Source organism: Amycolatopsis oliviviridis (genome assembly GCF_014654365.1).
GTDB classification, from domain to species: Bacteria; Actinomycetota; Actinomycetes; order Mycobacteriales; family Pseudonocardiaceae; genus Amycolatopsis; species Amycolatopsis oliviviridis.
Genome location: NZ_BNAY01000005.1, coordinates 490,830 through 512,998, shown reverse-complemented (window position 1 = coordinate 512,998; position 22,169 = coordinate 490,830). Strand labels below are relative to the sequence as shown.

Annotated in this window: 19 protein-coding genes; 11 read left to right on the top strand and 8 right to left on the bottom strand. The window is 68.5% G+C overall.

Going from position 1 to position 22,169, the window contains the following annotated elements; translation table 11 throughout:
* The first annotated feature begins 89 nt into the window (after nucleotides 1-89).
* On the top strand, nucleotides 90-1,424 hold the full coding sequence (locus tag IE302_RS24120; protein ID WP_191256736.1) for an MFS transporter: 1,335 nt from the start codon (nucleotides 90-92) through the stop codon (nucleotides 1,422-1,424).
* Nucleotides 1,421-2,860 (top strand): FGGY-family carbohydrate kinase, encoded by a 1,440-nt coding sequence (locus tag IE302_RS24115; protein WP_191256735.1) that lies wholly within the window; start codon nucleotides 1,421-1,423, stop codon nucleotides 2,858-2,860. The genes IE302_RS24120 and IE302_RS24115 overlap by 4 nt, the downstream gene beginning before the upstream one ends.
* An 18-nt stretch (nucleotides 2,861-2,878) precedes the next feature.
* Here the strand turns inward: IE302_RS24115 and IE302_RS24110 are convergent, their stop codons facing one another.
* Nucleotides 2,879-3,862 (bottom strand): coiled-coil domain-containing protein, encoded by a 984-nt coding sequence (locus IE302_RS24110; RefSeq protein WP_191256734.1) that lies wholly within the window; start codon nucleotides 3,860-3,862, stop codon nucleotides 2,879-2,881.
* Between the two features lie 123 nt (nucleotides 3,863-3,985).
* On the opposite strand from IE302_RS24110, the gene IE302_RS24105 reads away from it, so the two are divergent.
* From IE302_RS24105 to IE302_RS24090, 4 genes are all read left to right on the top strand, one after another.
* Entirely contained in the window at nucleotides 3,986-5,215 is a 1,230-nt protein-coding gene (locus IE302_RS24105; RefSeq protein ID WP_191256733.1) for a DUF445 family protein, read from the top strand.
* Nucleotides 5,216-5,263: 48 nt separating this feature from the next.
* A complete protein-coding gene (locus IE302_RS24100) occupies nucleotides 5,264-6,490 on the top strand; it encodes a DUF445 domain-containing protein (protein WP_373308016.1) in 1,227 nt (408 codons plus the stop codon).
* Between the two features lie 50 nt (nucleotides 6,491-6,540).
* On the top strand, nucleotides 6,541-7,764 hold the full coding sequence (locus IE302_RS24095) for a DUF445 domain-containing protein (RefSeq protein ID WP_191256732.1): 1,224 nt from the start codon (nucleotides 6,541-6,543) through the stop codon (nucleotides 7,762-7,764).
* 278 nt (nucleotides 7,765-8,042) lie between these two features.
* The gene (locus IE302_RS24090) at nucleotides 8,043-9,356 is read left to right on the top strand and encodes an alginate O-acetyltransferase AlgX-related protein (protein WP_191256731.1); all 1,314 of its coding nucleotides are present in this window, start codon (nucleotides 8,043-8,045) and stop codon (nucleotides 9,354-9,356) included.
* On the opposite strand, the gene IE302_RS24085 is transcribed toward IE302_RS24090, so the two are convergent.
* The 3 genes from IE302_RS24085 to IE302_RS24075 are packed head-to-tail and all read right to left on the bottom strand — an operon-like array spanning nucleotide 9,353 to nucleotide 12,002.
* Entirely contained in the window at nucleotides 9,353-10,234 is an 882-nt protein-coding gene (locus tag IE302_RS24085; protein ID WP_191256730.1) for a metal ABC transporter permease, read from the bottom strand. The genes IE302_RS24090 and IE302_RS24085 overlap by 4 nt on opposite strands.
* Nucleotides 10,235-10,239: 5 nt before the next feature.
* Complete coding sequence (locus tag IE302_RS24080) at nucleotides 10,240-11,073, bottom strand: metal ABC transporter ATP-binding protein (protein ID WP_191256729.1); 834 nt, start codon at nucleotides 11,071-11,073, stop codon at nucleotides 10,240-10,242.
* Nucleotides 11,073-12,002 (bottom strand): metal ABC transporter solute-binding protein, Zn/Mn family, encoded by a 930-nt coding sequence (locus tag IE302_RS24075; RefSeq protein ID WP_191256728.1) that lies wholly within the window; start codon nucleotides 12,000-12,002, stop codon nucleotides 11,073-11,075. The genes IE302_RS24080 and IE302_RS24075 overlap by 1 nt, the downstream gene beginning before the upstream one ends.
* A 200-nt stretch (nucleotides 12,003-12,202) precedes the next feature.
* Here IE302_RS24075 and IE302_RS24070 point away from each other — a divergent pair, with 200 nt between their 5' ends.
* The 4 genes from IE302_RS24070 (at nucleotide 12,203) to IE302_RS24055 (ending at nucleotide 15,852) form a co-directional block, all read left to right on the top strand.
* A complete protein-coding gene (locus tag IE302_RS24070; protein ID WP_005165317.1) occupies nucleotides 12,203-13,303 on the top strand; it encodes a LacI family DNA-binding transcriptional regulator in 1,101 nt (366 codons plus the stop codon).
* Nucleotides 13,304-13,354: 51 nt separating this feature from the next.
* A complete protein-coding gene (locus IE302_RS24065) occupies nucleotides 13,355-13,846 on the top strand; it encodes a beta-class carbonic anhydrase (RefSeq protein WP_191256727.1) in 492 nt (163 codons plus the stop codon).
* Nucleotides 13,847-13,922: 76 nt separating this feature from the next.
* Nucleotides 13,923-14,798 carry an iron-sulfur binding domain-containing protein gene (locus IE302_RS24060; protein ID WP_191256726.1) on the top strand — a complete coding sequence of 292 codons (876 nt, stop codon included), beginning with the start codon at nucleotides 13,923-13,925 and terminating at the stop codon, nucleotides 14,796-14,798.
* An 88-nt stretch (nucleotides 14,799-14,886) separates the two neighbouring features.
* Complete coding sequence (locus IE302_RS24055; protein ID WP_191256725.1) at nucleotides 14,887-15,852, top strand: peptidoglycan recognition protein family protein; 966 nt, start codon at nucleotides 14,887-14,889, stop codon at nucleotides 15,850-15,852.
* On the opposite strand, the gene IE302_RS24050 is transcribed toward IE302_RS24055, so the two are convergent.
* Nucleotides 15,797-16,951 (bottom strand): MFS transporter, encoded by a 1,155-nt coding sequence (locus tag IE302_RS24050; protein ID WP_191256724.1) that lies wholly within the window; start codon nucleotides 16,949-16,951, stop codon nucleotides 15,797-15,799. The two genes, IE302_RS24055 and IE302_RS24050, sit on opposite strands and share 56 nt — an antisense overlap.
* A 166-nt stretch (nucleotides 16,952-17,117) precedes the next feature.
* Here IE302_RS24050 and IE302_RS24045 point away from each other — a divergent pair, with 166 nt between their 5' ends.
* Entirely contained in the window at nucleotides 17,118-18,575 is a 1,458-nt protein-coding gene (locus IE302_RS24045; RefSeq protein ID WP_191256723.1) for a M1 family metallopeptidase, read from the top strand.
* A gap of 437 nt (nucleotides 18,576-19,012) precedes the next feature.
* On the opposite strand, the gene IE302_RS24040 is transcribed toward IE302_RS24045, so the two are convergent.
* From IE302_RS24040 to IE302_RS24030, 3 genes are read right to left on the bottom strand one after another with little or no spacing between them, the layout of a single operon-like run.
* Nucleotides 19,013-19,993: a LysR family transcriptional regulator gene (locus IE302_RS24040; RefSeq protein ID WP_191256722.1), complete on the bottom strand. Its 981-nt coding sequence runs from the start codon at nucleotides 19,991-19,993 to the stop codon at nucleotides 19,013-19,015.
* Nucleotides 19,990-21,303 (bottom strand): purine-cytosine permease family protein, encoded by a 1,314-nt coding sequence (locus IE302_RS24035; RefSeq protein WP_191256721.1) that lies wholly within the window; start codon nucleotides 21,301-21,303, stop codon nucleotides 19,990-19,992. The genes IE302_RS24040 and IE302_RS24035 overlap by 4 nt, the downstream gene beginning before the upstream one ends.
* A 2-nt stretch (nucleotides 21,304-21,305) precedes the next feature.
* Nucleotides 21,306-22,007, bottom strand: coding sequence for a tRNA-dependent cyclodipeptide synthase (locus tag IE302_RS24030; RefSeq protein WP_191256720.1), 702 nt, complete (start codon nucleotides 22,005-22,007; stop codon nucleotides 21,306-21,308).
* Between the last annotated feature and the right edge of the window lie 162 nt (nucleotides 22,008-22,169).

The window sequence follows — 22,169 nt, the reverse complement described above, 5'->3', positions numbered from 1 at the left end:
GGCTAACACGAAAATCCACCGATGTAACATCTTGAAAGTTAAGTTAACACGATCCATGATACGCTGAACACGACGTCATGGAGGCGTGCATGAACCAGGTAACACCGCCGTTATCGCGATCCAGGGGCGGCTTCGCCCGCGTGCTGAACCGCTGGGGCCTGCCCGCCCCGCTGTTCCTCGGCTACGCCGGGCTGCTGCTGTTCATGATCGGCGACGGGGTCGAGTCGGGCTTCATCGCGCCGTTCATGGCGGACAACGGAGCGGGCACCGAGATCAAGGCCTCGTATGTGATCACGGTGTACGGCGTCGCCGTGATGCTGGCGTCGTGGCTGTCGGGCGCGTTGTCGGACCTTTGGGGGCCGCGTCGCGTGATGATGATCGGCCTGGCCATCTGGCTGGTGTTCGACGTGCTGTTCCTCGCGGTCGCGGTCTCCGGTGAGAACTACGCGCTGATGCTGGTGTTCTACGGCCTCCGCGGGTTCGGCTATCCGATGTTCGCGTTCGGGTTCCTGGTCTGGATCACCGCGGTGGCGCCGGTCGCCAGGCTGGGCGCGGCCGTGGGCTGGTTCTACTTCGCCTTCACCGGCGGCCTGCCGACGCTGGGCGCGCTGGTCGCGAGCTTCACGAACCCGGTGCTGGGCCAGTACGGCACGCTCTGGGTGTCGGTGGCACTGCTCGCGCTCGGCGGGTTGCTGGCGATCTTCGGGGTCCGGCAGCGGACGGGGTACACCCGGCTCGCGCCGCCGGACGTGAAACCGGTGCAGAGCCTGGTTTCCAGCGTGTCGATCGCGTGGAAGAAACCCCGCGTCGGCGTCGGGATGCTCGTCCGCGTCATCAACACCGCGCCGGAGTTCGGCATGCTCGTGTTCTTCCCGACGATCTTCATCGAGGGCATCGGGTTCGGGGAGAGCCGCTGGCTGCTGCTGGTCTCGGTCATCTACGGCACGAACATCTTCTTCAACCTGATCTTCGGCGTGCTGAGCGACCGGATCGGCTGGCGCACCACGATCTTCTGGTTCGGCGCGATCGGCTGCGCGATCTCGATCCTGCTGCTCTACTTCGTCCCGATCGCGATGGGCGCGGAGTACTACTGGCTCGCCCTGCTCGTCGGCGCGCTGTACGGCGCCACCCTCGCCGGGTTCGTGCCGATCTCGGCGCTGCTCCCCTCGCTCGCACCGGAGAACAAGGGCGGCGCGATGGCCCTGCTGAACCTGGGCGCGGGCGCGGCGGCGTTCGTCGGGCCGGCGATCGTCAGCGTGTTCCTCGGCCCGCTGGGCGCGGCCGGAGTGGTGATCGTCTTCGCCGCGCTGTACCTGGTCGCCGCGGTCATGGTGCGCTACCTGAAGCTGCCCGAAGAGACGGCGAAGGCGATCGAAGAGGACAAGAGCCTGCAGGAAGTCGGAGGGAAGGTCGTCACCACGTGAACCAACCCGTCACGATCGGCATCGACGTCGCCACCGCGGGGGTCCGCGCCCTCGCGGTGCGCGGCGGCACCGTCCTCGCTTCAGCCGCCGGGCCGCTGCCCGCGCCGGTCCGCGACGAGCGCGGGCACAGCGAGCAGGACGCCCGGTCCTGGTGGCCCGCGGTGGAGACGGTGCTGGCGAAGGTCACCGGCGAGCTGCCGGGCAGGGGCGGCGAGGTCGCCGCGGTGGCCGTCGCAGCGACGTCGGGGACGATCGTCGGGGTCGGCACCTCGGGTGAGCCGGTCACGCCCGCGCTGATGTACGACGACAGGCGCGGCGCCGAGCTCAACCGCAAGGCCACCGAGCTCGGCGAGGATCGCTGGCGGCGACTCGGTTTCGGTGTGTCCGCCACGGCCGCGCTGGGCCGGATCGCCTGGCTGTCCGAACACGTCCCCGGCGTCGCCGGGGTCCGGCACACACCCGATCTGATCGCCGCGAAGCTCACCGGCGGACCGGTGGCGAGCGACTGGTCGCATGCCTTGAAGAGCGGCTACGACCCGCTCGCCCGCGAGTGGTCGCACGAGGTCTTCGAGGCCTTGGCCGTGCCAGAGGGCCTGCTTCCGCCGGTGGTCGCGCCGGCCACTGTGCTCGGCACGGTCGCCGAACCGATCGCCGGACTCCCGGCGGGCTGCGCGGTCGTGGCCGGGATGACCGACGGCTGCGCGGGTCAGCTCGCGGCCGGGGCGGTCACCCCCGGGAGTTTCGTCGGGATTCTCGGCACGACGTACGTGCTCAAGGGGGTCACCGAAGAACTGGTGCCGGATCCGACAGGGGCGATGTACAGCCACCGCCATCCGGACGGCTGGTGGCTGCCCGGTGGCGCGTCGAACACCGGCGGCGAGGCCGTCGCCGGGCAGCGGAACCTTGCCGGACTCGACGCGGCGGCGGCCGCGCTGGGCCCGGCCAAGGTGATCGCGTATCCGTTGCGGCGCAAGGGCGAACGCTTCCCGTTCGCCGGCGCGGACGCCGAGGGCTTCGTGTCCGGCGAAGCCGACGAGGTGGAGCTGCACCGGGCCAGGCTGGAGGGGGTCGCCTTCCTCGAACGGCTGGCTCTGGACCATCTGCGCCGGCTCGGTGTCACGATCACCGAACCATTGCTGGCGGCGGGCGGCGGCAGCAAGAGTCCTTTGTGGACGCGGATCAGGGCGACCGTCACCGGTCTCGGCCTGCGGGTGTCACCGCAGGCCGAGACGGGTTACGGCGCCGCGCTGCTCGCCGCGGCCGGGATCCTGCCGGGCGGGCTCACCGAAGCGTCCGAAGGGCTCGGCAAGGGAACGCTGGTCGAACCCGACGAGCGCGAAAGTACCGCGCTCACCGAGTCCTACCTGCGGTTCTGCACCGAACTGCACACCAGGGGCTGGATCGACGACGAGCTGTTCGCCGTTGTCCGGCGTTGAGAGAACACGGCTGAGGGATCAGGAAGGGCGTGGGCCATTGGACTTGGTAGGTGCAGGCTTCGGCGCGGCCGCTTCTGGCTTGGCCGCCCCGGCGTCCGGAGCAGCGTCCGTGGCGGCGTCGGGTGCAGGAGCCAGCAACCGGATGGCCTCCTGGACGGCGACGTCCGTGGCGGAAAGCCGAGCGGCGACCTTCGACCGGAGTTCCAGCGCGAGCTTCCGGGCCTGCTGAGCCTCGGCCTGCTGGGTCTTCGCGTCGGTGAGAGCCTCCGCGACCTGCTCCTGCTTCGCGGCGATGTCCTCCGCCGAAGACTTCTCCGACTTGGCGATCTTCTCCGCCGAGATCCGCTCCGCTTCGGTGCGCTTTTCCGCCGACACCCGGTCGGCTTCCGCGATCTTGTCCGCGGACGCCTTCTCCGCTTCCGAGCGACGGGCGGCCGAAGCCTCCTCGGCCTTCTTGTCCGCGGCGGCGCGGGTCCGGACGCTTTCCAGGTCCATTTCCTTACGCTTCTGCGCCGCCTCGGAATTCAGCCGTTCGATCTCGGCCTTGGCGTCCGCGAGCAGTTTCTCCCGCTCGGTCTGCGCGTCCTTGGCCGCTTTCTCGATCGCGCGCTGCGTCTCGTGGGCGTACTTGTCCGCCTCGGTCCGGGTCGACTTGGCGTCGGCCTCCGCGGCGGCCTTGAGGTCGGCGATCTCCTCCTCGGCGAGCTGCATCATCATGCGGACGCGTTCGGCCATCGCGCCGGCGCCGGACGGGCTGGAGCTCATCCGTACGAGGGCGGCCTTGGTCTCGTCCAGTTCCTTCTGGGCGTGGCCGAGCGCCTTGGTGAGTTCACCGGCGGTCGCCACGGCCTCGTCGCGGTTGCGCGAGGTCTGCTTGAGTTCGGCCGCCAGCTCGACGAGACGCTCGTCGACCTGACGCTTGTCGTAACCGCGGACAGCGACCGCGAACTGGGACGATTTCGCTGAGGGCGCCTGAGGCGCCGTCTTCTCAGGAGCGACCATGGCGGACACCTTAATGAGCTTGGACCCGTCAGGCAGTACCGCCAAACGGCTGCACTCGGCGTGCGGTGGGCAGGTCACATGGCATCCTGCATTGTTGACAGGTCGTAAGCAGAGGAGGCCCGGTTGGACATCTCGGCGATCCTCGAAGACATCCGCGAGCACTGGCACGTCTACGCCACGATGCCTTTCATCGCCGCGCTCATCGGCTACATCACGAAACGCGTGGCCATCGAGATGATGTTCCGGCCGCTGGAGTTCGTCGGGATCAAACCGTTCCTCGGCTGGCAGGGGGTCATCCCGGCCAACTCTCGCCGGATGGCGACCACCGCCGTCGACCTGCTGACCAAGAACCTCGTCGATCCGCAGGAGATCTTCTCCCGGCTGGATCCCGACGAAGTGGTCAAGGAACTGGAGGAGCCACTCCTCAAAGCCGTCGAGGACGTCACCCGCGAGGTGATGGAGCAGTACCAGCCCCGGTTGTGGGAGCTGCTGCCGACGCGGGCGCAGCGGATGCTGGTCGACCAGGTCCGCGCGCAGGCCCCGAAGGTCGTCGCGCGGCTGATGCGCGAGGTGTCGACGAACATCGACGAGGTCCTCGACGTCAACGGGATGCTGATCAACGCGATGGTCCGGGACAAATCACTGACCTGCCGCCTGATCAAGGAGGTCGCGACCCCGGAGCTCCGGTTCATCGCCCGGTCCGGCATCTGGTTCGGGTTCGTGATCGGTCTCGTCCAGTTCGTCGCGTGGGCGCTGACGAAGCAGCCGTTGATCATGCCGATCTTCGGTTTCGTCACGGGGTTCGTCACGGACTGGCTGGCCCTGAAGATGATCTTCTACCCTCGTGAGCCGCGCCGGTTCCTGTTCTTCAGCTGGCAGGGCATGTTCCAGAAGCGCCGCCAGGCGGTCGCCAAGGACTACGGCGCGCTGATCGCGGACGAGGTCCTCACCGTCCGGAACGTGATGGAGGCCGTCCTCACCGGACCGAAGTCGGACAAGCTGTTCGCGATGATCACCCGCGAGGTGCAGCGGACCATCGACGCGCAGGCGAGCATCGCGAAACCGTTGGTGGCGCTGACCGTCGGCGGCGTGCAGTACCAGGAGATGAAGAAGGCCGCGGCGGAGAAGGCGATCGCCTACCTCCCCGAAACGGTGAAACACGTGGAGAGCTACGCCACTGACGCGCTCGACGTCCGCAACACCATCGTCACGAAGATGCAGCAACTGACCCCGCTCGAGTTCGAGGGGATCCTGCGTCCCGCCTTCCAGCAGGACGAATGGAAGCTGATCGCGGTCGGCGCGGTGATCGGCGGGCTCGTGGGTGAACTTCAGGTCCTGCTCCTCCTCCATTGAGGACGGCCGACTAGGTTCCCCTCAAGCGAGACGCGGGAGGGGCTGCGAGTGGACGCCGTCATCGCCGACCTCGGCGAGCACTGGCCGGTGTACGTCACCATGCCGTTCATCGCCGCGCTGATCGGCTACGTCACCAAACGCGTCGCCATCGAGATGATGTTCAAACCGGTGGAATTCGTCGGGATCAAACCGTTCCTCGGCTGGCAGGGAGTGCTGCCGGCGAACGCCGAGCGGATGGCGGCCACCGCCACCGAAATGCTGACGAACAACCTCGTCGACCCGAAAGAGATCTTCGCCAGGCTCGACCCGGCGCAGGTCGCGAAGGAGATCGAGCAGCCGCTGCTGCGGATCGTCGAGGACGTCACCCGCGAGGTGATGGAGCAGTACCAGCCCCGGTTGTGGGAAGTGCTGCCGAACACCGCCCAGCAGCTGCTGCTCAAACGAGTGCAGGCCGAGGCGCCGCGTGCGATCACGAAGATCATGGGCGAGATCGCGGAGAACATCGAGGACGTCCTCGACCTCAAGCACATGGTCGTGACGAACCTCGTACGCGACAAAGCCTTGCTGAACCGGCTGATCCGCGACATCTCGCGACCGGAGATGCGGTTCATCGCGCGGTCGGGAATCGTGTTCGGATTCTCGCTCGGCTGCGTGCAGCTGCTCGTGTGGGCGCTGACGAAGTCACCGATCGTGCTGCCGCTGTTCGGTATCGGCATCGGCTGGTTCACCGACTGGATCGCCCTGAAGATGATCTTCCTGCCGCGCGAGCCGAAACGGTTCTTCGGCTTCTACACCTGGCAAGGCGTGTTCCAGAAACGCAAGGACCAGGTCGCCGCCGACTACGGCGACATGATCGCGCGCGAGATCATCACCATCCCGAACCTCCTAGAGGCCGTGTTGAGCGGGCCGAAATCGGACAAGCTGTTCACGATGATCACCCGCGAGGTGCAGCGGACCATCGACGCGCAGGCGAGCGTCGTGAAGCCGTTCGTCGCGCTGGCCGTCGGGAGCAGGAAGTTCCAGGAGATGAAACAGACCGCGGCGGCGAAGGCGGCGGCCCGGATCCCGGAGACGATCCGGCACGCCGAGGGTTACGCGGTCAACGCGCTCGACGTCCGGAACACCATTGTGGACAGAATGCGACGGCTGAACCCGCTCGAATTCGAGCAGTTGCTGCGTCCGGCGTTCCGGCAGGACGAGTGGAAGCTGATCGCCGTCGGCGCGGTGATCGGCGGCCTCGTCGGTGAACTTCAGGTGCTTCTGCTGCTTCACTGACGGTCAACCGATACGGTTTCCCATCCCCGGGGTTCGAGCGAGGAGGTCGTGTGGACGCTGTCCTCGACGACCTCGCGCGGCACTGGTGGCTGTACGCCGCGATCCCGTTCATCGCCGCGCTGATCGGCTACGTCACCAAACGCGTCGCCATCGAGATGATGTTCAAACCGCTGGAGTTCACCGGGATCAAACCGTTCCTCGGGTGGCAGGGCGTGGTGCCCAAACACGGCGGGCGGATGGCCGCCGTCGCGACCGAGTTGCTGACGTCGAACCTGCTGGACGTCAAAGAGGTCTTCCGCCGGGTCGACCCGGCGATCATCACGCGCGAGATCGAGCAGCCGCTGCTGCGGGCCGTGGACGAGGTCGCCCGCGAAGTGCTCGAAAAGCATCATCCCAGGCTCTGGGAGGTCATGCCGACGATGGCGCAGGAGCTGCTGATCAAGCAGGTCCAGGCGTCGACGCCGCGGCTGGTGCGCGAGTTCATGGCGGAGATGACCGAGAACCTCGACGAGGTGCTCGACTTCCAGCACATGACCGTGCAGCGGCTCACCAGGGACAAGAAGCTGCTCGTCCGGCTGATCCGGGAGACGTCGCGGCCGGAGATGGCGTTCATCGCGCGCACGGGGATCTACTTCGGCTTCGGGCTCGGCGTCGTGCAGGCGATCGTCTGGGCGATGACGAAGGAGCCGTGGGTGCTGCCGATCTTCGGCGGCTGCATCGGGCTGTTCACCGACTGGCTCGCGATCAAGCTGATCTTCGTGCCGCGCGAGCCGGTGCGGGTCGGCCGGGTGATCCTGCAGGGCAAGTTCCAGCGGCGGCGGGCCGAGGTCGCGCGGCAGTACGGCGAGATGATCGCGAACGAGATCCTGACCGTGCCGAACCTGCTCGACGCCGTCCTGCGCGGACCGCGGTCGGATCGGCTGTACGCGATGGTCGAACGGCTCGTCGCGCAGGCCGTCGACGAGCAGGCGAGCGTCGCGAAACCGATGGTCGTGATGGCCGTCGGCGGGCAGCGGCTGCAGGAGATCAAGCAGGCGGCCGCGCGGAAGGCCCTGGAACGGCTGCCGCCGACGATCCGGCACGCCGAGGGCTACCTGACCGAGGCGATGGACGTCGCGAAGATCGTCGAGCGGCGGATGCTCGGGCTGACGCCGCTGGAGTTCGAGGGACTGCTGCGGCCCGCGTTCCGGCAGGACGAGTGGAAGCTCATCGCGGTCGGCGGGCTCATCGGCTTCCTGGTCGGGGAACTCCAGGTCCTCCTCATGCTGCACTGACCCCGGATCGCGATTAGGGGGCTAAACGCAAGTGCGCGCCGACCTGCGTTTCGCGGGCTAATCGCGATCCGGGCCGGCGGGCGCACCCGGACCGCCGACCTGCGTTTAGCCCCCTAATCGCGATCCGGCCGGCGGGATCGCCGACCTGCGTTTCGCCCCCTAATCGCGATCTGGCGGGCGGGACCGCGGACCTGCGTTTCGCCCCCTAATCGCGATCCGGGGGCGCGGAAGTGAGGCGTTCTCACATGCGGGAGACACGGGGTGATTACGGTGGAGGGGTGGCGTCCGAACCCCAGCAGCTGCCAGCCGTCCACGAGGCGTGGCTTCCGCGTGAGCACGCGTTGCACCGTCCCCGTCACGGTGGCAGGCAGCTGACCGCGCTGATCAGCGCGCTGCTGTTCTTCACCACCCCCGCGCTCCTGTGGGTGTTCGGCGTGCGGCCGGGCGAGATCGAGAACCACAAGCTCGCGAGCTTCCCCGGCCTGGACAAGGGCTGGGGCTTCTTCACCGACATGCCCGCCTGGGCCATCGACCAGCTGTCGTTCCGGCCCGGCGCGATCGCCGCCGCCGACGCGATCAGCCGCGGCGTCTTCGGCGAGGGCGCCCCGCTCGACCAGCCGCCACCGCAGCAGCAGGCGGGCCCGATCCCCGCGCCGCCGGCGCCCACGCCGTCCAAGACCGCGCCGACCCAGGGCCCGACGCCGAACGCCGCGTCCGGCTACCGCCGCGTCGTCCAGGGTCGCGACGGCTGGCTGTACTACGGCTACGACGCCGACGCGAAATGCGATCCGTCCCGTCCGCTGCCCGAGACGATCGACAAGATCAACGAGCTGCGACAAGCGGTCGAGCAGTCCGGGCGGCGGTTCGAGTTCGTCGTCGCGCCGGACAAGTCGACGATGGTCCCGCAGTTCCTGCCCGACACCTACCCCGGCAAGGACTGCTCACGTTCGGCCGAGTCGGGCACCTGGCACTGGATGCTCAAGGACGCCCGCGCGATCGACCTGCGGCCCGAGCTGCGCGCGTCCGAGGGCCGGGTGCAGCGGCCGATCTACCCGTCGAACGACACGCACTGGTCCGACGAGGGCGCGCTGGTGATGACGCGCGCCATCGCGAACGCGATCAAACCGGGTGTCACGCAGACCTGGGTGAGCGTGCCCATGGGCCAGTACGACGCGGTCGCCGACCTGCCTCCGCTGATCAGCAAGCAGGGCACGAAGACGAACACGCTCTACAGCCTCCGCCCGGACGGCATCGTCGATCGCGCCGGTGAAACCAACGGCGACATCGACCGGCCGGTGTACCGCACGGCGAGCCCGCTGATCGGGACCGTGGACGAGAAGGTCCTGATCTACGGCGACTCGTTCACGAAGGCGTCTTCGCGGTATCTCTCGGGCGCGTTCACGAACCTGACGATGCTGGCGCACTTCACCCAGAAGACGTCGCAAGCCGAGGCCGTCGACGCTTTCGTGAACGCGAACGTCGTGATCCTCGAAGCCGTGGAGCGCAGTGTGGCGGGCGGTCAGCTCGCGTTCATCGACCCCGGTTTCCTCGCAGCGGTCAAGAAGGCGCTCGCCGAGCACCCGATCCGCTAGCGCAGGGCGGGCCGCGCGGTCGCCGTCGGCTCGACGCGGACCCGCGAACTCCGGCCGCGCAGCCACGCGATGAGACGGCAGACCAGGTAGATCACGAACGAGATCGTCGTGACGAACGCGCTCACCGGCTTCCCGGGCGCGAGCGACAGGATGATCCCGCCGAGTGCCGCGATCTCCGCGAACACGATCGACAGCACGGTCGCCTTCCACGGGCTCGCGGTGACCCGCGCGGCCGCCGCGGCCGGGGTCACCATCAGCGAGACCACCAGCAGCGCGCCGACGATCTGCACGCCGAGCGCGCTCGAAATCCCGACCAGCACCGCGAAGATCAGCGAAAGCAGCCGCACCGGGACACCGCGCGCCGCCGCGACCGAGGGGTCGACCGTGGCGAACAGCAGCGGCCGGTAGATCACCGCGAGCACCACCAGGACGACGACCGAGGCGCCGACGAGCAGGTTCAGGTTGGTCGAGTCGATGGTGATGATCTGCCCGACGAGGATGCCGAACTTGTTGGCGCTGCGGCCCTCGTAGAACGACAGCAGCAGGACGCCCATGCCGAGCCCGAAGGCGAGGATCACGCCGATGACGGAGTCGCGTTCGGACTCCCGGCCGCCGAGGATCCCGATCAGCAGGGCGGCGATGACCGCGCCCGCGAGACCGCCGAGTTCGACGCCGACGCCGAGCAGCAGCGCGCCCGCCGCGCCGGTGAAGGCCAGTTCGGCGGTGCCGTGCACGGCGAACGACATCCGCCGCATGACCACCAGCGGGCCGAGGACGCCCGCGACCAGGCCGAGGACGGCGGCCGCGAGCAGCGCGGTCTGGACGAAGTCGAGGCCGAGGAGTTCGCCGGTCAGGGCGAAGTCGAACATCTTGTCCACGGCGTTTATCCGGCCTGTTCGTCGATGTGGTGGGGTTCGTCCTCGCACAGCGCGCTCTGCGCCCCGGCGACGTGGATCTGCCCGCCGACCTTGAGCACCTCGATCCGCGTGCCGTAGAGCTCGGACAGCGTCTCCGAGTTCATCACCTCGTCCGGCTTGCCGATCCGGAACTGGCCGTTCACCAGATACAGCACCCTGTCCACATAGGACAGGATCGGGTTGATCTCGTGGGTGACGAACAGGACGGCGGTGTCGGCGGACCGCCGCCGCTCGTCGATCAGCTCGCTGACCGCGCGCTGGTGGGCGAGGTCGAGGGAGAGCAGCGGCTCGTCGCAGAGCAGCACCTCGGGGTCGCCGACCAGCGACTGCGCGACGCGGAGCCGCTGCTGCTCGCCACCGGAAAGCCGCCCCACCGGCTGTTTCGCGTACGCCTGGGCGCCGACGGCCTCGATCGCCCGCGCCACCAGCTGACGTCGTTTCGAGATCCCGAAGAGCCCGGTGCCCCACCGGTGCCCGTCCAGGCCGAGGCCGACCAGGTCCACCCCGCGCATCGTCAGGCCCTCGTCGAGGGCGCGCTGCTGCGGGATGTAGCCGATCCGCCGGTTCTGCCCGCCGGGGCGCCGCCCCGCGATCTCGACCGTGCCCTCCGGCAGTCCAAGCTGGCCGAGCAGCACCTTGAGCAGGCTGCTCTTCCCGGAGCCGTTCGGTCCGAGGATCGCGAGGAACTCACCGGGCTCGACGTCGAGGTCGAGCCCGGACCAGAGGGTCCTGGTGCCGAACGCGAGGCTCGCCCCGCGGACACGGACCGCGGGGCGCGCCTCGGCAGGTACGGAGCTCACTACTTCAACGCTCCCGCCAGCGCGTCGACTGCCTTCGTCATCCATGCAATGTAGTCGGTCACACCCTGGGGAAGTGTTTCGGTGACATCGACGACGGCGATCCCGGCGGTCTTGGCGTCGCCGACGACCTGCTGGGTGACCGGGGTGGTGGTCTGCGCGTTGTTGACCAGCGCCTTGACCTGCTTGCCGGTGATCAGCTGCTTGACCTGGTTGAGCGCGGCGGCGGGCACGTCCTGCTCGGCTTCGACGGCCGAAGCGAAGGCGGGCGGGGTCGCGTCGGTGACCTTGGCGCTTTCGAGCAGGTAGTGCGCGACGGGCTCGGTCGCGACGACCTTGCCGCCCGAGGCGCCCAGCCCGGAGACCTTGGTCAGCAGTTCCTGGGTCTTGCCCTTGAACGCGGTCGCGTTGGCGGTGAAGGCGTCCTTCGACGCGGGCTGGATCTCGCCGAGCTTCGCGGCGACCTGGTCGGCGATCTTCTCGACACCGGGGAGGCTGTACCAGACGTGCTCGTTCTCGTTGCCGGTCGCGGCGATGTCGACGGCGACCAGTTTCTGCGCGCCGGTGGCCTGGTCGGCGAGCTTCGAGAAGAACTCGTCGTAGCCGCCGCCGTTGGACAGCGTCAGCTTCGCGTTCTTCGCGGCGATGGCGTCGCTCGCGGTGGTCTCGTAGGAGTGCGGGTCGGCCGAGGGGTCGTGGATGATCGAGGTGACCTCGACCTTGTCGCCGCCGACCGCGGTCACGACGCTGCCCCAGACGTCGGTCGAGGCGACGACCTTGATCTTCTCGCCGCCCGGGTCCGCGGCGGACGCGTTCTGCGAACCGGAGCCCGCGGACGCCTTATCACTCGACGCGCAAGCCGTCGCGCCGAGCGCGAGGACGGCCAGGGCCGACACGGCCGCGAAAACACTCTTAGTACGGCGGGAATTCATTTACTGCACTCCTGCGGATGCCCAGGCCAGGTGTCCCAGATGCCGGGTAATGGAAACCGTTGTCAGATTCAACTGTACCCCATCCGGCTGACAGAACCCGCTGTCCAGGTCCGAGCTGTACCCAGGGTCACTCTGAATCGAGACCTGCCACACGTCGGGTGATGCTTCTGCAAAACGTTCTGAACCGTTACGGTTTGCGGATGGGCCGTCCTATCCGCACCAGGAGGCAGGCGACACTGGCGTCGTTGGCCGCAGAGCTCGGTGTGTCGAGGACCACCGTCTCCAACGCCTACAACCGACCCGACCAGCTGTCCCCTGAGCTGCGCCGCCGTGTTCTCGAGACCGCGCGGCGCCTCGGTTACCCGGGTCCGGATCCGGTGGCGCGATCACTGCGGACGCGCAAGGCCGGCGCTGTCGGTCTTTTGCTCACCGAAAACCTCTCCTACGCTTTCCGCGACCCGGCCGCCGTCGGCGTGCTCGAAGGGCTCGCGCTGGCGTGCGAGGACGCGGGCGTCGGCCTGCACCTGGTGCCGGCGAGCCCGGGCCGCGAGGACGTCGCGGCCGTGCACCGCGCCGGTGTCGACGGTTTCGTCGTCTACTCGGTTCCAGACGACGACCCGCATCTCGGCGCCGTCCTGGAACGCCCGGTGCCGACGGTGATCGTCGACCAGCCGCGGGTGGACGGTGTCGACCGGGTCGGCCCGGACGACGCGGCCGCGGTCACCGCCATGGCCGAGCACCTCATCTCGCTGGGCCACCGGCAGATCGGCGTGCTGTGCATGCGGCTGGCCCGCGAGCGCAACGACGACTTCGTCTCCATCCAGCGGCAGAGCGCCGCGCACTTCCACGTCCAGCGGATCCGCCTGGAAGCGCTGGCCGCTGCTTTCTCGGCGGCCGGGGTCGACTGGGCGACGGTGCCGGTGGTCGAACGCTTCGACCACACCGTGGACGACGGCGCGTCCGCCGCACGCCAGCTGCTCGACGCGTATCCGCAGGTCACGGCCGTGATCTGCACTTCGGACATCCTGGCGCTCGGCGCGCTGGCCGAAGCGGAACGCCGCGGCCTGCGGGTGCCGCAGGATCTGACGGTCACCGGATTCGACGGCATCACCGAGGCCGAACGCTCCGGGCTCACCACGGTCCACCAGCCGGTGCTCGAAAAGGGCAAGGCGGCGGGCAAGCTGCTGCTCAGCTCCGCCGACCGGGTCGGGCCGAAGGTCATCACCCTGCAGACGGAACTGCGGGTCGGCCGCACCTCCGCCCCGCCCCGGACGGCCGAGGAGCGCTGGTTCGGGCCGTGACGTGCCCCGTAAAGCGTTGCTCTCCCGGGGTGGGTCCGTTCAAATGGTCGAGTGACCTCAATAGACGTACTTCTCAAGCGAAACCAGGAGCTCGGCGACGTCACTCCTGGTGACCGTTCGTCCCCGAGGCCATCACTCCAGGTGGCGGTTCTGACCTGCATGGACGCTCGGATCCGGGTGTTCGAGATCTTCGGCCTGCTGCAGGGCGAGTCCCATGTCCTGCGCAACGCCGGCGGCGTCGTCACCGACGACATGATCCGCTCGCTCGCGCTGAGCCAGCGGAAACTGGGCACGCGTGAGGTGCTGATCGTCCAGCACACCGAATGCGGGCTCTCGATGGTGACCGAGGACGACTTCAAGGACGAACTCGAAGAGGCCACCGGACTGCGTCCGACGTGGGCCGTCGAGGCTTTCCGCGAGGTCGAGGACAGCGTGCGCCGGTCGGTGCAGCGGGTCCGCCGCAGTGATTTCCTGCCGCACACCGACAACGTGCGCGGCTTCGTCTACGACGTGAAGACGGGGCAGTTGTCTGAGGTCGGGTGAAGTCTCCGTCGGGCGCGAGCGCCCTTGGGGAGACGCGTTGAGGGCTGGGAAAGCCAGGCCTTTTAGAGTGTGACGGGTGGGCGTCGACGCGGATGTGCTGACCGGATGGTTCGACGAAGTCGGGCGCGACCTGCCCTGGCGTGAGCCGGAGTGCACCGCCTGGGGCGTGCTGGTCAGCGAGATCATGTTGCAGCAGACGCCGGTCGCGCGTGTCCAGCCGATCTGGCTGGAATGGATGGCGCGCTGGCCGGTGCCGTCGGCGCTGGCGGCGTCCTCGCAGGGCGAGGTCGTGCGCGCCTGGGGCAAGCTCGGCTATCCGCGACGCGCGTTGCGGCTGCACGCCGCGGCGGCCGTCATCGCCGAGAAGCACGACGACGTCGTACCGTCCGATGTGGACACTCTGCTCGCGCTGCCGGGGATCGGCGCGTACACCGCGCGGGCGGTCGCGGCCTTCGCCTACGGCAAGCGGGCGCCGGTGGTGGACACGAACGTCCGGCGCGTGGTCGCCAGGGCGGTGCACGGCGCGGGTGACGCCGGGCCGCCGTCGAACACCCGCGACATGGCCGACGTCGAGGCGCTGCTGCCGCCCGAGGACGCCCCCGCCGCGAAACTCTCGGCCGCGCTGATGGAACTCGGCGCGCTCGTCTGCACCGCCCGCTCGCCGCGCTGCGCGGATTGCCCGATCTACGAAGACTGCGCCTGGCAGCACGCGGGCAAACCCGCCTACGCCGGTCCCGCGAAACAGGTCCAGAAGTTCGCCGGGACCGATCGCCAGGTGCGCGGGCTGCTGCTCGACGTCCTGCGCGGCAGCGAAGGCCCCGTCGAGAAGGCGCGGCTCGACCTCGTCTGGCACGAATCCGGGCAGCGCGACCGGTGCCTCGACTCCCTGCTGGTCGACGGCTTGCTCGAACAGACCCGGGACGGCCTGTTCGCACTCCCTGGCGAACACTAACGCATTACGACAAAAGTTGGTCAATGGTTGTCATCGGCGCGATGGCGGGTTAGTTTTCCGGCCAACGCGCATGATGGGAGTTACGCCCGTGGCCGACTTCGACCGACGTACCGCGCTCAAGGGCGGCCTGACGGTAAGCGCCGTCGGGCTACTGGGGACGACGACAATTTCCGCCGCAGCCGCGGCGACTGGGGCAGTACAGGAACCGACGATCCACGACACGGCGGCCTGGGGTGCCCGGCCGCCGAACGGGGCGATCGAGGTACAGAACCACAAACCGACGTACATCGTCGTGCACCACACGGTGGATCCCGGCAACGTCACCGACTACACGCTCGAACACGCCTACTGGGCGTCGCGCTCGATCCAGAATTTCCACATGGACACCCGGGGCTGGGTGGACAGCGGCCAGCAGTTCACGAACAGCCGCGGCGGGCACATCACCGAAGGGCGGCATCGCAGCCTGGAGATCCTGCGTGGCGGGACCCAGCACGTGCTGGGCGCCAACGTGGGCAACAACAACAGCACCTGCATCGGGATCGAGAACGAGGGCCTCTACAGCAAGGAAGACGTCACGCCCGCGCTCTGGGACTCGCTGGTGAAGATGGTCGCGTACATCGCTTCGCAGTACGGGATCTCGCCGGAGTTCATCAAGGGACACCGGGACTTCAACTCGACCGAATGCCCGGGAACCGTGCTGTACGACCGGCTTCCGGAACTGCGCACCGCGGTCGGGAAGCTGCTGGGCTCCGCGTCCCCGAAGGCCGATCTGCCGGAGTGGCCGCTGCTCAAGCCCGGCGACGCCGGGCCGCGAGTGCGAGTGGCCCAGGAACTCCTGCGGGGACGCGGTTTCGCCGTCCCCGTCGACGGCGTGTTCGGGCAGTCCACAAAGGACGCCGTCGCCGCGCTGGCGGCCCGGAACGGGCTGGAGCGCGACGCCTGCGGCGCGACCATGGCGACCGACGAGACCGGGTTCCTCGGCTCCGACGTCTGGCCGCTCATCGTCCGGTCGGGCACTGATCCGCGGGCGCTGAAAGCACGACTCGCCGGCTGAACAGCAACGGCGAGAGGACCACAAGGGCGGCGCACCAAGGGAGCAGGGAAGTTCCCAGCGGCAGCAGCAAGCCGCCGAGGAGGGCGCCACCGGCGACGGCGCCGTTCCAGGCCGCGATCGTGAGCGACTGGGCGGCGTCGGCGGTGGGGCCCGCGATCAGCGCGGTGACGGCCTGGAACGCGGTGGGCGCGCCGCCGAACGCCAGGCCCCACGACGCGGCGGCGGCCAGCACCAGACCGTGGATGCCGTCACTGAGTCCGATCATGACGATCGCGGCGGCCGTCATGGCGGTGCAGGACACCAGGACCGCGCGAGGATGCCGGTCGAGCGCGGAGCCGACCGCCACCAGCCCGCCGACGGCGGCGCAGCCGAACACCAGCAGCGCCGCGCCCAGCATCGTCGCCGCGTCCAGCCCTGCGAGGACCGGGCCGATGTAGGTGTAGGCCACGTTGTGCCCCAACGAGAACAGGGCCACCGTCGCCAGCACGGGCCGCATCCCGGGCAACCGTGACGCGGCGAGCGGCCGGGTGTGCCCCGCCGGGTCCGCCGGTACGGCGGGCACCGCGACGAGCACCCAGACCAGCAGCGGCACGGTGATCAGCGCCATCACGGCGAACGCCCAGCGCCAGCCCGCCAGTTCGCCGAGCGCGGTCCCGGCGGGGACGCCGAGCGCGAAGCCGATCGGGGTGCCGGACATGGCGATGGCCAGCGCGCGCCCGGTGAGTCCCGGCGGCGCGAGGCGCATCGCGTATCCGGCGACGAGCGACCACATCACCCCGGTCAGCGCCCCGGAAACGACCCGAGTCGCCAGGATCAGCGGGTACGACGAAGACACCGCGATCACCAGGTTGGTGACCAGGAAACCGGCGATCAGCGCGAGGAGCAAGCGTTTGCGCGGCACCCGCAGGGTCGCGCTGGTGAGCGGGATGGCGGTGAGCGCGGTCGTGATCGCGTAGACCGTCACCAGCTGCCCCGTGGCCGACGGGGAAACGCCCAGATCCGCGGACATGCCCAGCAGCAGCCCGGCGGGCAGCACTTCGGTGAGGCAACCGAGGAAGACCGTCGTCGTCAGCGCGAACAGCGCCGGGAAGGGCAGCATGCCTCGACGATCTCCTCCCCGGCAAGGCGTGGATAGTCCCCGGCGGTCATGCCGCCGCGTTATCGGCCGGGATAACCCTGCGGCATCACCGGCTGGCAGTGCCGCGCGCGACGCGGTCATACGCACGATGGCCGGGCACCCTCCCCCCTAGAGAGAAGGCCCGTTCATGACCGTGCGGATTCGGTGGCAGGAGCCACTGTGCACCGCGTTGCTCGCCACCACGATGATCGGCACTTGCCAGGCCCCGGCGGCGGCACAGCCGGCACCCGGCAGCGACGGGTACGTGCACGTCTCGCCCGACGGCACCGTCCTCGGCCCCGATCCTTACTACCCCAAGGACGGCAACGGCGGCTACGACGTCGACAAGTACTCGCTCGCGCTGGACTACTCGCCGTACTCGATGCTGTTGAGCGGCAAGGCGACGATCACCGCGACGGCCACCCAGGACCTGAGCCGGTTCGACCTCGACCTGCGCGGTCTCACCGTGCGCTCGGTCTCCGTCGACGGCGTGGCCGCGACGTTCCGGCGGACGGGCGAACACGAGCTGGTGATCACCCCGAAGACCCCGTTGGCCGCGGGTCAGCGGTTCACCGTGGTGGTCGGTTACGACGGGCGGCCGGAGCCGCTCACCACGGCGCGGGGCCGGGTCGGCTGGCTGGCCGCTTACGGCGATTCCGCCGTGGCCACCGGCCAGCCGCGATCGGCGATGACCTGGTTCCCCGTCAACGGCACCGAAGTCGACAAGGCGACCCTGCGCGTCTCCGTCACCGTCCCGAACGAGTTCTCCGTGATGGGCAACGGTTTCCAAGTCTCCGATGGGCCGGCGGGCGCCGGGCGGCACACCGTCACCTGGTCGGAGGAGACCGCCCTCGCGCCGAGTACGGCGATGCTCGGCATCGGGCGCTGGGACGTCGAGCGGATCACTCTTCCCGGTGGCCGGACCGCGATCAACGCCTATCACCCGTGCGCCGTCGACAAGCGGAAGATCGGCGGGAAGCTGCCCGAGGTGCTGGAGTTCCTCACCGGGAAGTTCGGCGACTACCCGCAGTCGGCGGCGGGCGGACTGTTCCTCGACCGCTCCCTCGGCTACACGCACGGCGCCCAGACCCGGCCGGTGTACGGCCGCACGGCGACCATCGCCGATCTGGTGTACGCCACCGCGTACCAGTGGTGGGGCGCCGGAGTGACCGGCAAGATGTGGCGCGACACGCTGATGACGGAGTCCGTCGCGCAGTACGCGGTGTGGCTGTGGGACGAGGCGAAGAACGGCGTCGACCTGGACCGCCGGTACCGCGACATGGTGACCAAGGTGGGTAACGACGCGACCTTCTGGGCGCCCAAGCTCACCGATCCGGGCAAGGGCGCCGAATTCGCGCCCACCACCAAGGCGGTGCTGATGACGCACGCGCTGCGGCGGCTGATCGGCGACGACGCGTTCTTCCAGATCATGGCGGGCTTCCCGGCGATCAACCCGCAGGGGAACCAGAACTGGCACGACTTCGAGCTCTACGTCTCCGCGATGACGCAGCGCGATCTCGGCGAATTCAACGCCGCCTGGCTGGACGGCACCGTCCGGCCGCCGGACGCGCTCCTCTACCCCGGACCTTCGCGACCATCGCGCTGAGAACCCCCGCCCGGACGGCGTGACCCGATCATCCGCTGTCCGGGCGGGCCTCGACTGTGGCGTGGGTTTCAGCTTGCCACGGTGTCGGGAACGGGTGTCGCGGCGCCGGCGGACGCGCGAGTGAGTTGTCGGCCGGAATGCTCGCGAGTGGCGAATGCGGCTACAGAGCCGAAATCCGAAGGTGCCGGGTCGGGCGGCAAGTCCGTGAAGGCCATCACCTTCCACAGGCACACGGCCCCGGTACGGGGGCGTTGTGAAAGCCACCTTCGCAACCTTCAACGTTGCGAACGTGGCTTTAACAACGTCCAGGCGAAGGGCGGCGGCTGGGGCCTCGGTCCAGGTGGTCGTGAGTGGTAAGTGTCGTTCTAACGACACTTACCACTCACGACCACCTGTACCGAACCGACACCTTTGCCTTACCCCCAAAGGAACCGTCCTTACCGCTCACGAGTTCTGTCCAGGTACGCGGCGTAGACCGGCGCCGTCCTCGCCTCGGCCCAGTACGCCTCGACGACGGCCGAGATCAGCTCCTCCCGCCGTCCCGCCACGAACGTCTCCCGGTTCCAGGCGAGAATATGCCTGCGCGGCAACACATCACCGCTCAGCGGCCGGGTCACGATACCGGCGTTCACCGGATGGCAGATCGGCTGCGACAGGCCGATCGCGCCCGCCCGGACCACCAGCAACGCCACCTGCTGCGAAGTCACCTGATGGGTGACCGTCGGGCTGAAGCCGTGCCGCGCGCAGGTGTCGGCGAAGTACTTGGTGAACGTGGCCGCCGAGGAATCGGACACCATCACCCACGATTCGTCCCGCAGCTCACGCAGGTCGATGCTTTCCCGGCTCGCCAGCGGATGGGCTTCCGGCAGCAGGACGAACGTCGGCTCGGTCGCCACCACCGCGGTGTCCACGGTGGCGGGGACTTCGAGTTCGTAGCCCGGATAGTCCTTGACCAGCCCCACTTCCGCGCGCCGCTGGGCGAGCAGCGGCAGCAGCCGCTCGGGATGGTCGTCGTGCACGACCTGCACTTCGGAGATCTCCGGCCAGATCCGGGTCACCAGCTCGGGGAGATGCCCGACAAGCGCACTGGCGACCGCCGCCACGCGGACGACGTCGGGCGGGCCGCTGGGGCAGACGCGCTGCTCGATGTCTTCGAGCAGTTTGTCCAGCTGTGGCAGCAAAGCGGCGGTCCGGCGCAGCAACAATTCGCCCATCGGCGTCGGTTTCGCACTGCCCTCGCTCCGGTCGAACAACTGGTAGCCCAGCATGTTCTCCAGCCGTTTGAGTTGTGCGGACACCGCGGGCTGGGTGACGCCGAGAGCGATCGCGGCACGGGAAAGGCTCCCCGTGTCCGCGATCGCCCGGATCACCCGCAGGTGGTGGACATCCAGCTGTACGACGTCGAACTCCTTTGTCACGAACGGGTTTTCGACCCGTCGGAAGAAGTCATCACCGCGGGAACCGCCGCGGCCGTGGTCCGTCTGCCGAGAAGAATATACAGCAGGAAAGCACCGAAAACGGAGTTCACCGTGGCGATTCCCCACGGCAGCCAGATCCCCACCGCGGCACCGGCGGCCCAGCAGATCAGCGCACTGGGAACCCAGGTCGGGCAATTCGACGGCAATTCCCCGGACGCTCGCGTGCTCTCCAAGTCCGGTTTCCAGCGCCGCACGACGTAGTACTCGGCGATCACTACCCCCGCCACCGGCGGTGTGAGCACCCCGACCCAGGTCAGGAAGGTGGTGAAGTGATCGAGGATGCCGATCGCGGAGAGCACCGTGCCGAGACCGCCGAGCAGCAGGGTCGCGGTGGTGCGGTCCAGCCGCCGGGACAGCAGCACCTGCACGGTGTTCACCAGCCCGAGCGAGGACGAGTAGAGGTTCCAGTCGTTGATCTTCAGGATCGCGGTGACCAGGATCAGCGTGCCGAGCACCCCGGACGACGACGTGATGATCCCGACCACGTCGGCGCTTTTCGCCGCGTGCGCGAGCAGCACGCCGATCAGGCCGATCAGGTACTGGCCGAGGGTGACGCTGACCAGGGTCTGCTTCACCACGTCGGCCGCGGTGCGGTTGAACCGCGTCATGTCCGGGGTCATGATCGCGCCCATGATGAACGCGCCTGCCACCAGCGTGGTGCCCTGCGCCAGCGACATCGACGGTCCCGGCGGCGGTTCGGCCGTCAACACGGAAAGCGAATGGCCTTTCAGCGCGTCGATGATCGAGTATCCCGCCAGCGCGAGGAAGGCGGGCACCGTGACGTACGCCGTCCAGGCCATCGCGTGGAAACCGAACACGACGATCGCGGTGACCAGCGCGCCACCAGCGAGCGCCCACACCCACACCGGCGGGCCGCCCATCAGGGCGTGGAGGCCGTGGGCGAACACGTCGTTCTGCACCCCGAACCAGCCGGCCAGGCTCAGCGTCATGAGGAGCCCGACCAGCGAAGACCCGCCGGTGCCGAACCCGGTCCAGCGCGCGAGCACCGACGTCGACAGGCCTTCCCGGGTACCGGCGACACCCATCAGGATGGTGATGATCTCCAGCAGTACCGAACCGATCGTGATGGCCAGTACCGCGTCCCAGAAGGTCATGCCGAAGCCGAGGACGGCGCCGAGCAGGAACTGGTGGAACGAGGACACCTGCCCGAACCGTTGCAGCGCGACGGAAACCCAGGAATAGCGGCGTTCGGCGGGTACCCGGCGCAAGGAGAAGTCGTCGTGTTCCACGATCACTCCACCCGTTCCGGGACGGCCTGTTCCGGGATGGCCTGTTCGAGGACGACGAAGCCCTGTCCCGGCAGCGGCCGCCACGAGAGTTCACCGCGGTAGAGCCGTTCGAGGAACGCGACCCGCTGGTGATAGGCGAACACGGAGCTGCTGACACCCGCCACGGCGACGGTGCCGACGAACATCGGCAACTCGGCCAGGAAGTACCGGACCGCGCTGCGCAGCTGGTCACGGGTGGGGTGTTCGCCTTCGGGCAGCCGCCGGTCCAGCACCCAGTTCGTGGCTCCGAGGCACTGCTCGGCGAACTCCGGGTCCAGGGCGAAGCGTTGGTGTGCCTCGGAAAGCAGGCCGAGATACGCGGGATCGGTTTCGAGCACCGCGGCGTCGAGGATCAGCGTGTTCGGATCCGAAGGGCAGACCTGCTGCAACGCCCGGACTATCTTGTTGCGCGTGTAGTTGCCCTGACGCTGCGCCTTCTGCGCGGCGCGTGCCGGGTCGTAGCCGAGGGCCTCCATGGTGAAAGCGGACGGCCCGTCCGGGACGAAGAAATGAAAGCCTTGGAAAGCGGACATGGCCCAGCGGGCGAGATCGGCGATCCGTTCCACCGTGAAATAGCTGTTGAACGGGCTGATACCGATGCAGACGTGCTCGGCTCGCGCCAGCGGGTCGGCGCAATGCTCCGTGAGCGGCAGTGGTCGTAGCAAGACGGCTCCTGATTAGCGATATGCGGGGAGAAGAGGCGTCGACCGACGGTAGCCACGCTGAGTGACCCCTGCTATTGCCGACTGTGGTTGTCATCGCGTTATAGGAATTTGAGAATTTTTCGTATGCACGCGACAACGGTGAAATCGGCGCGACCTTCGGAG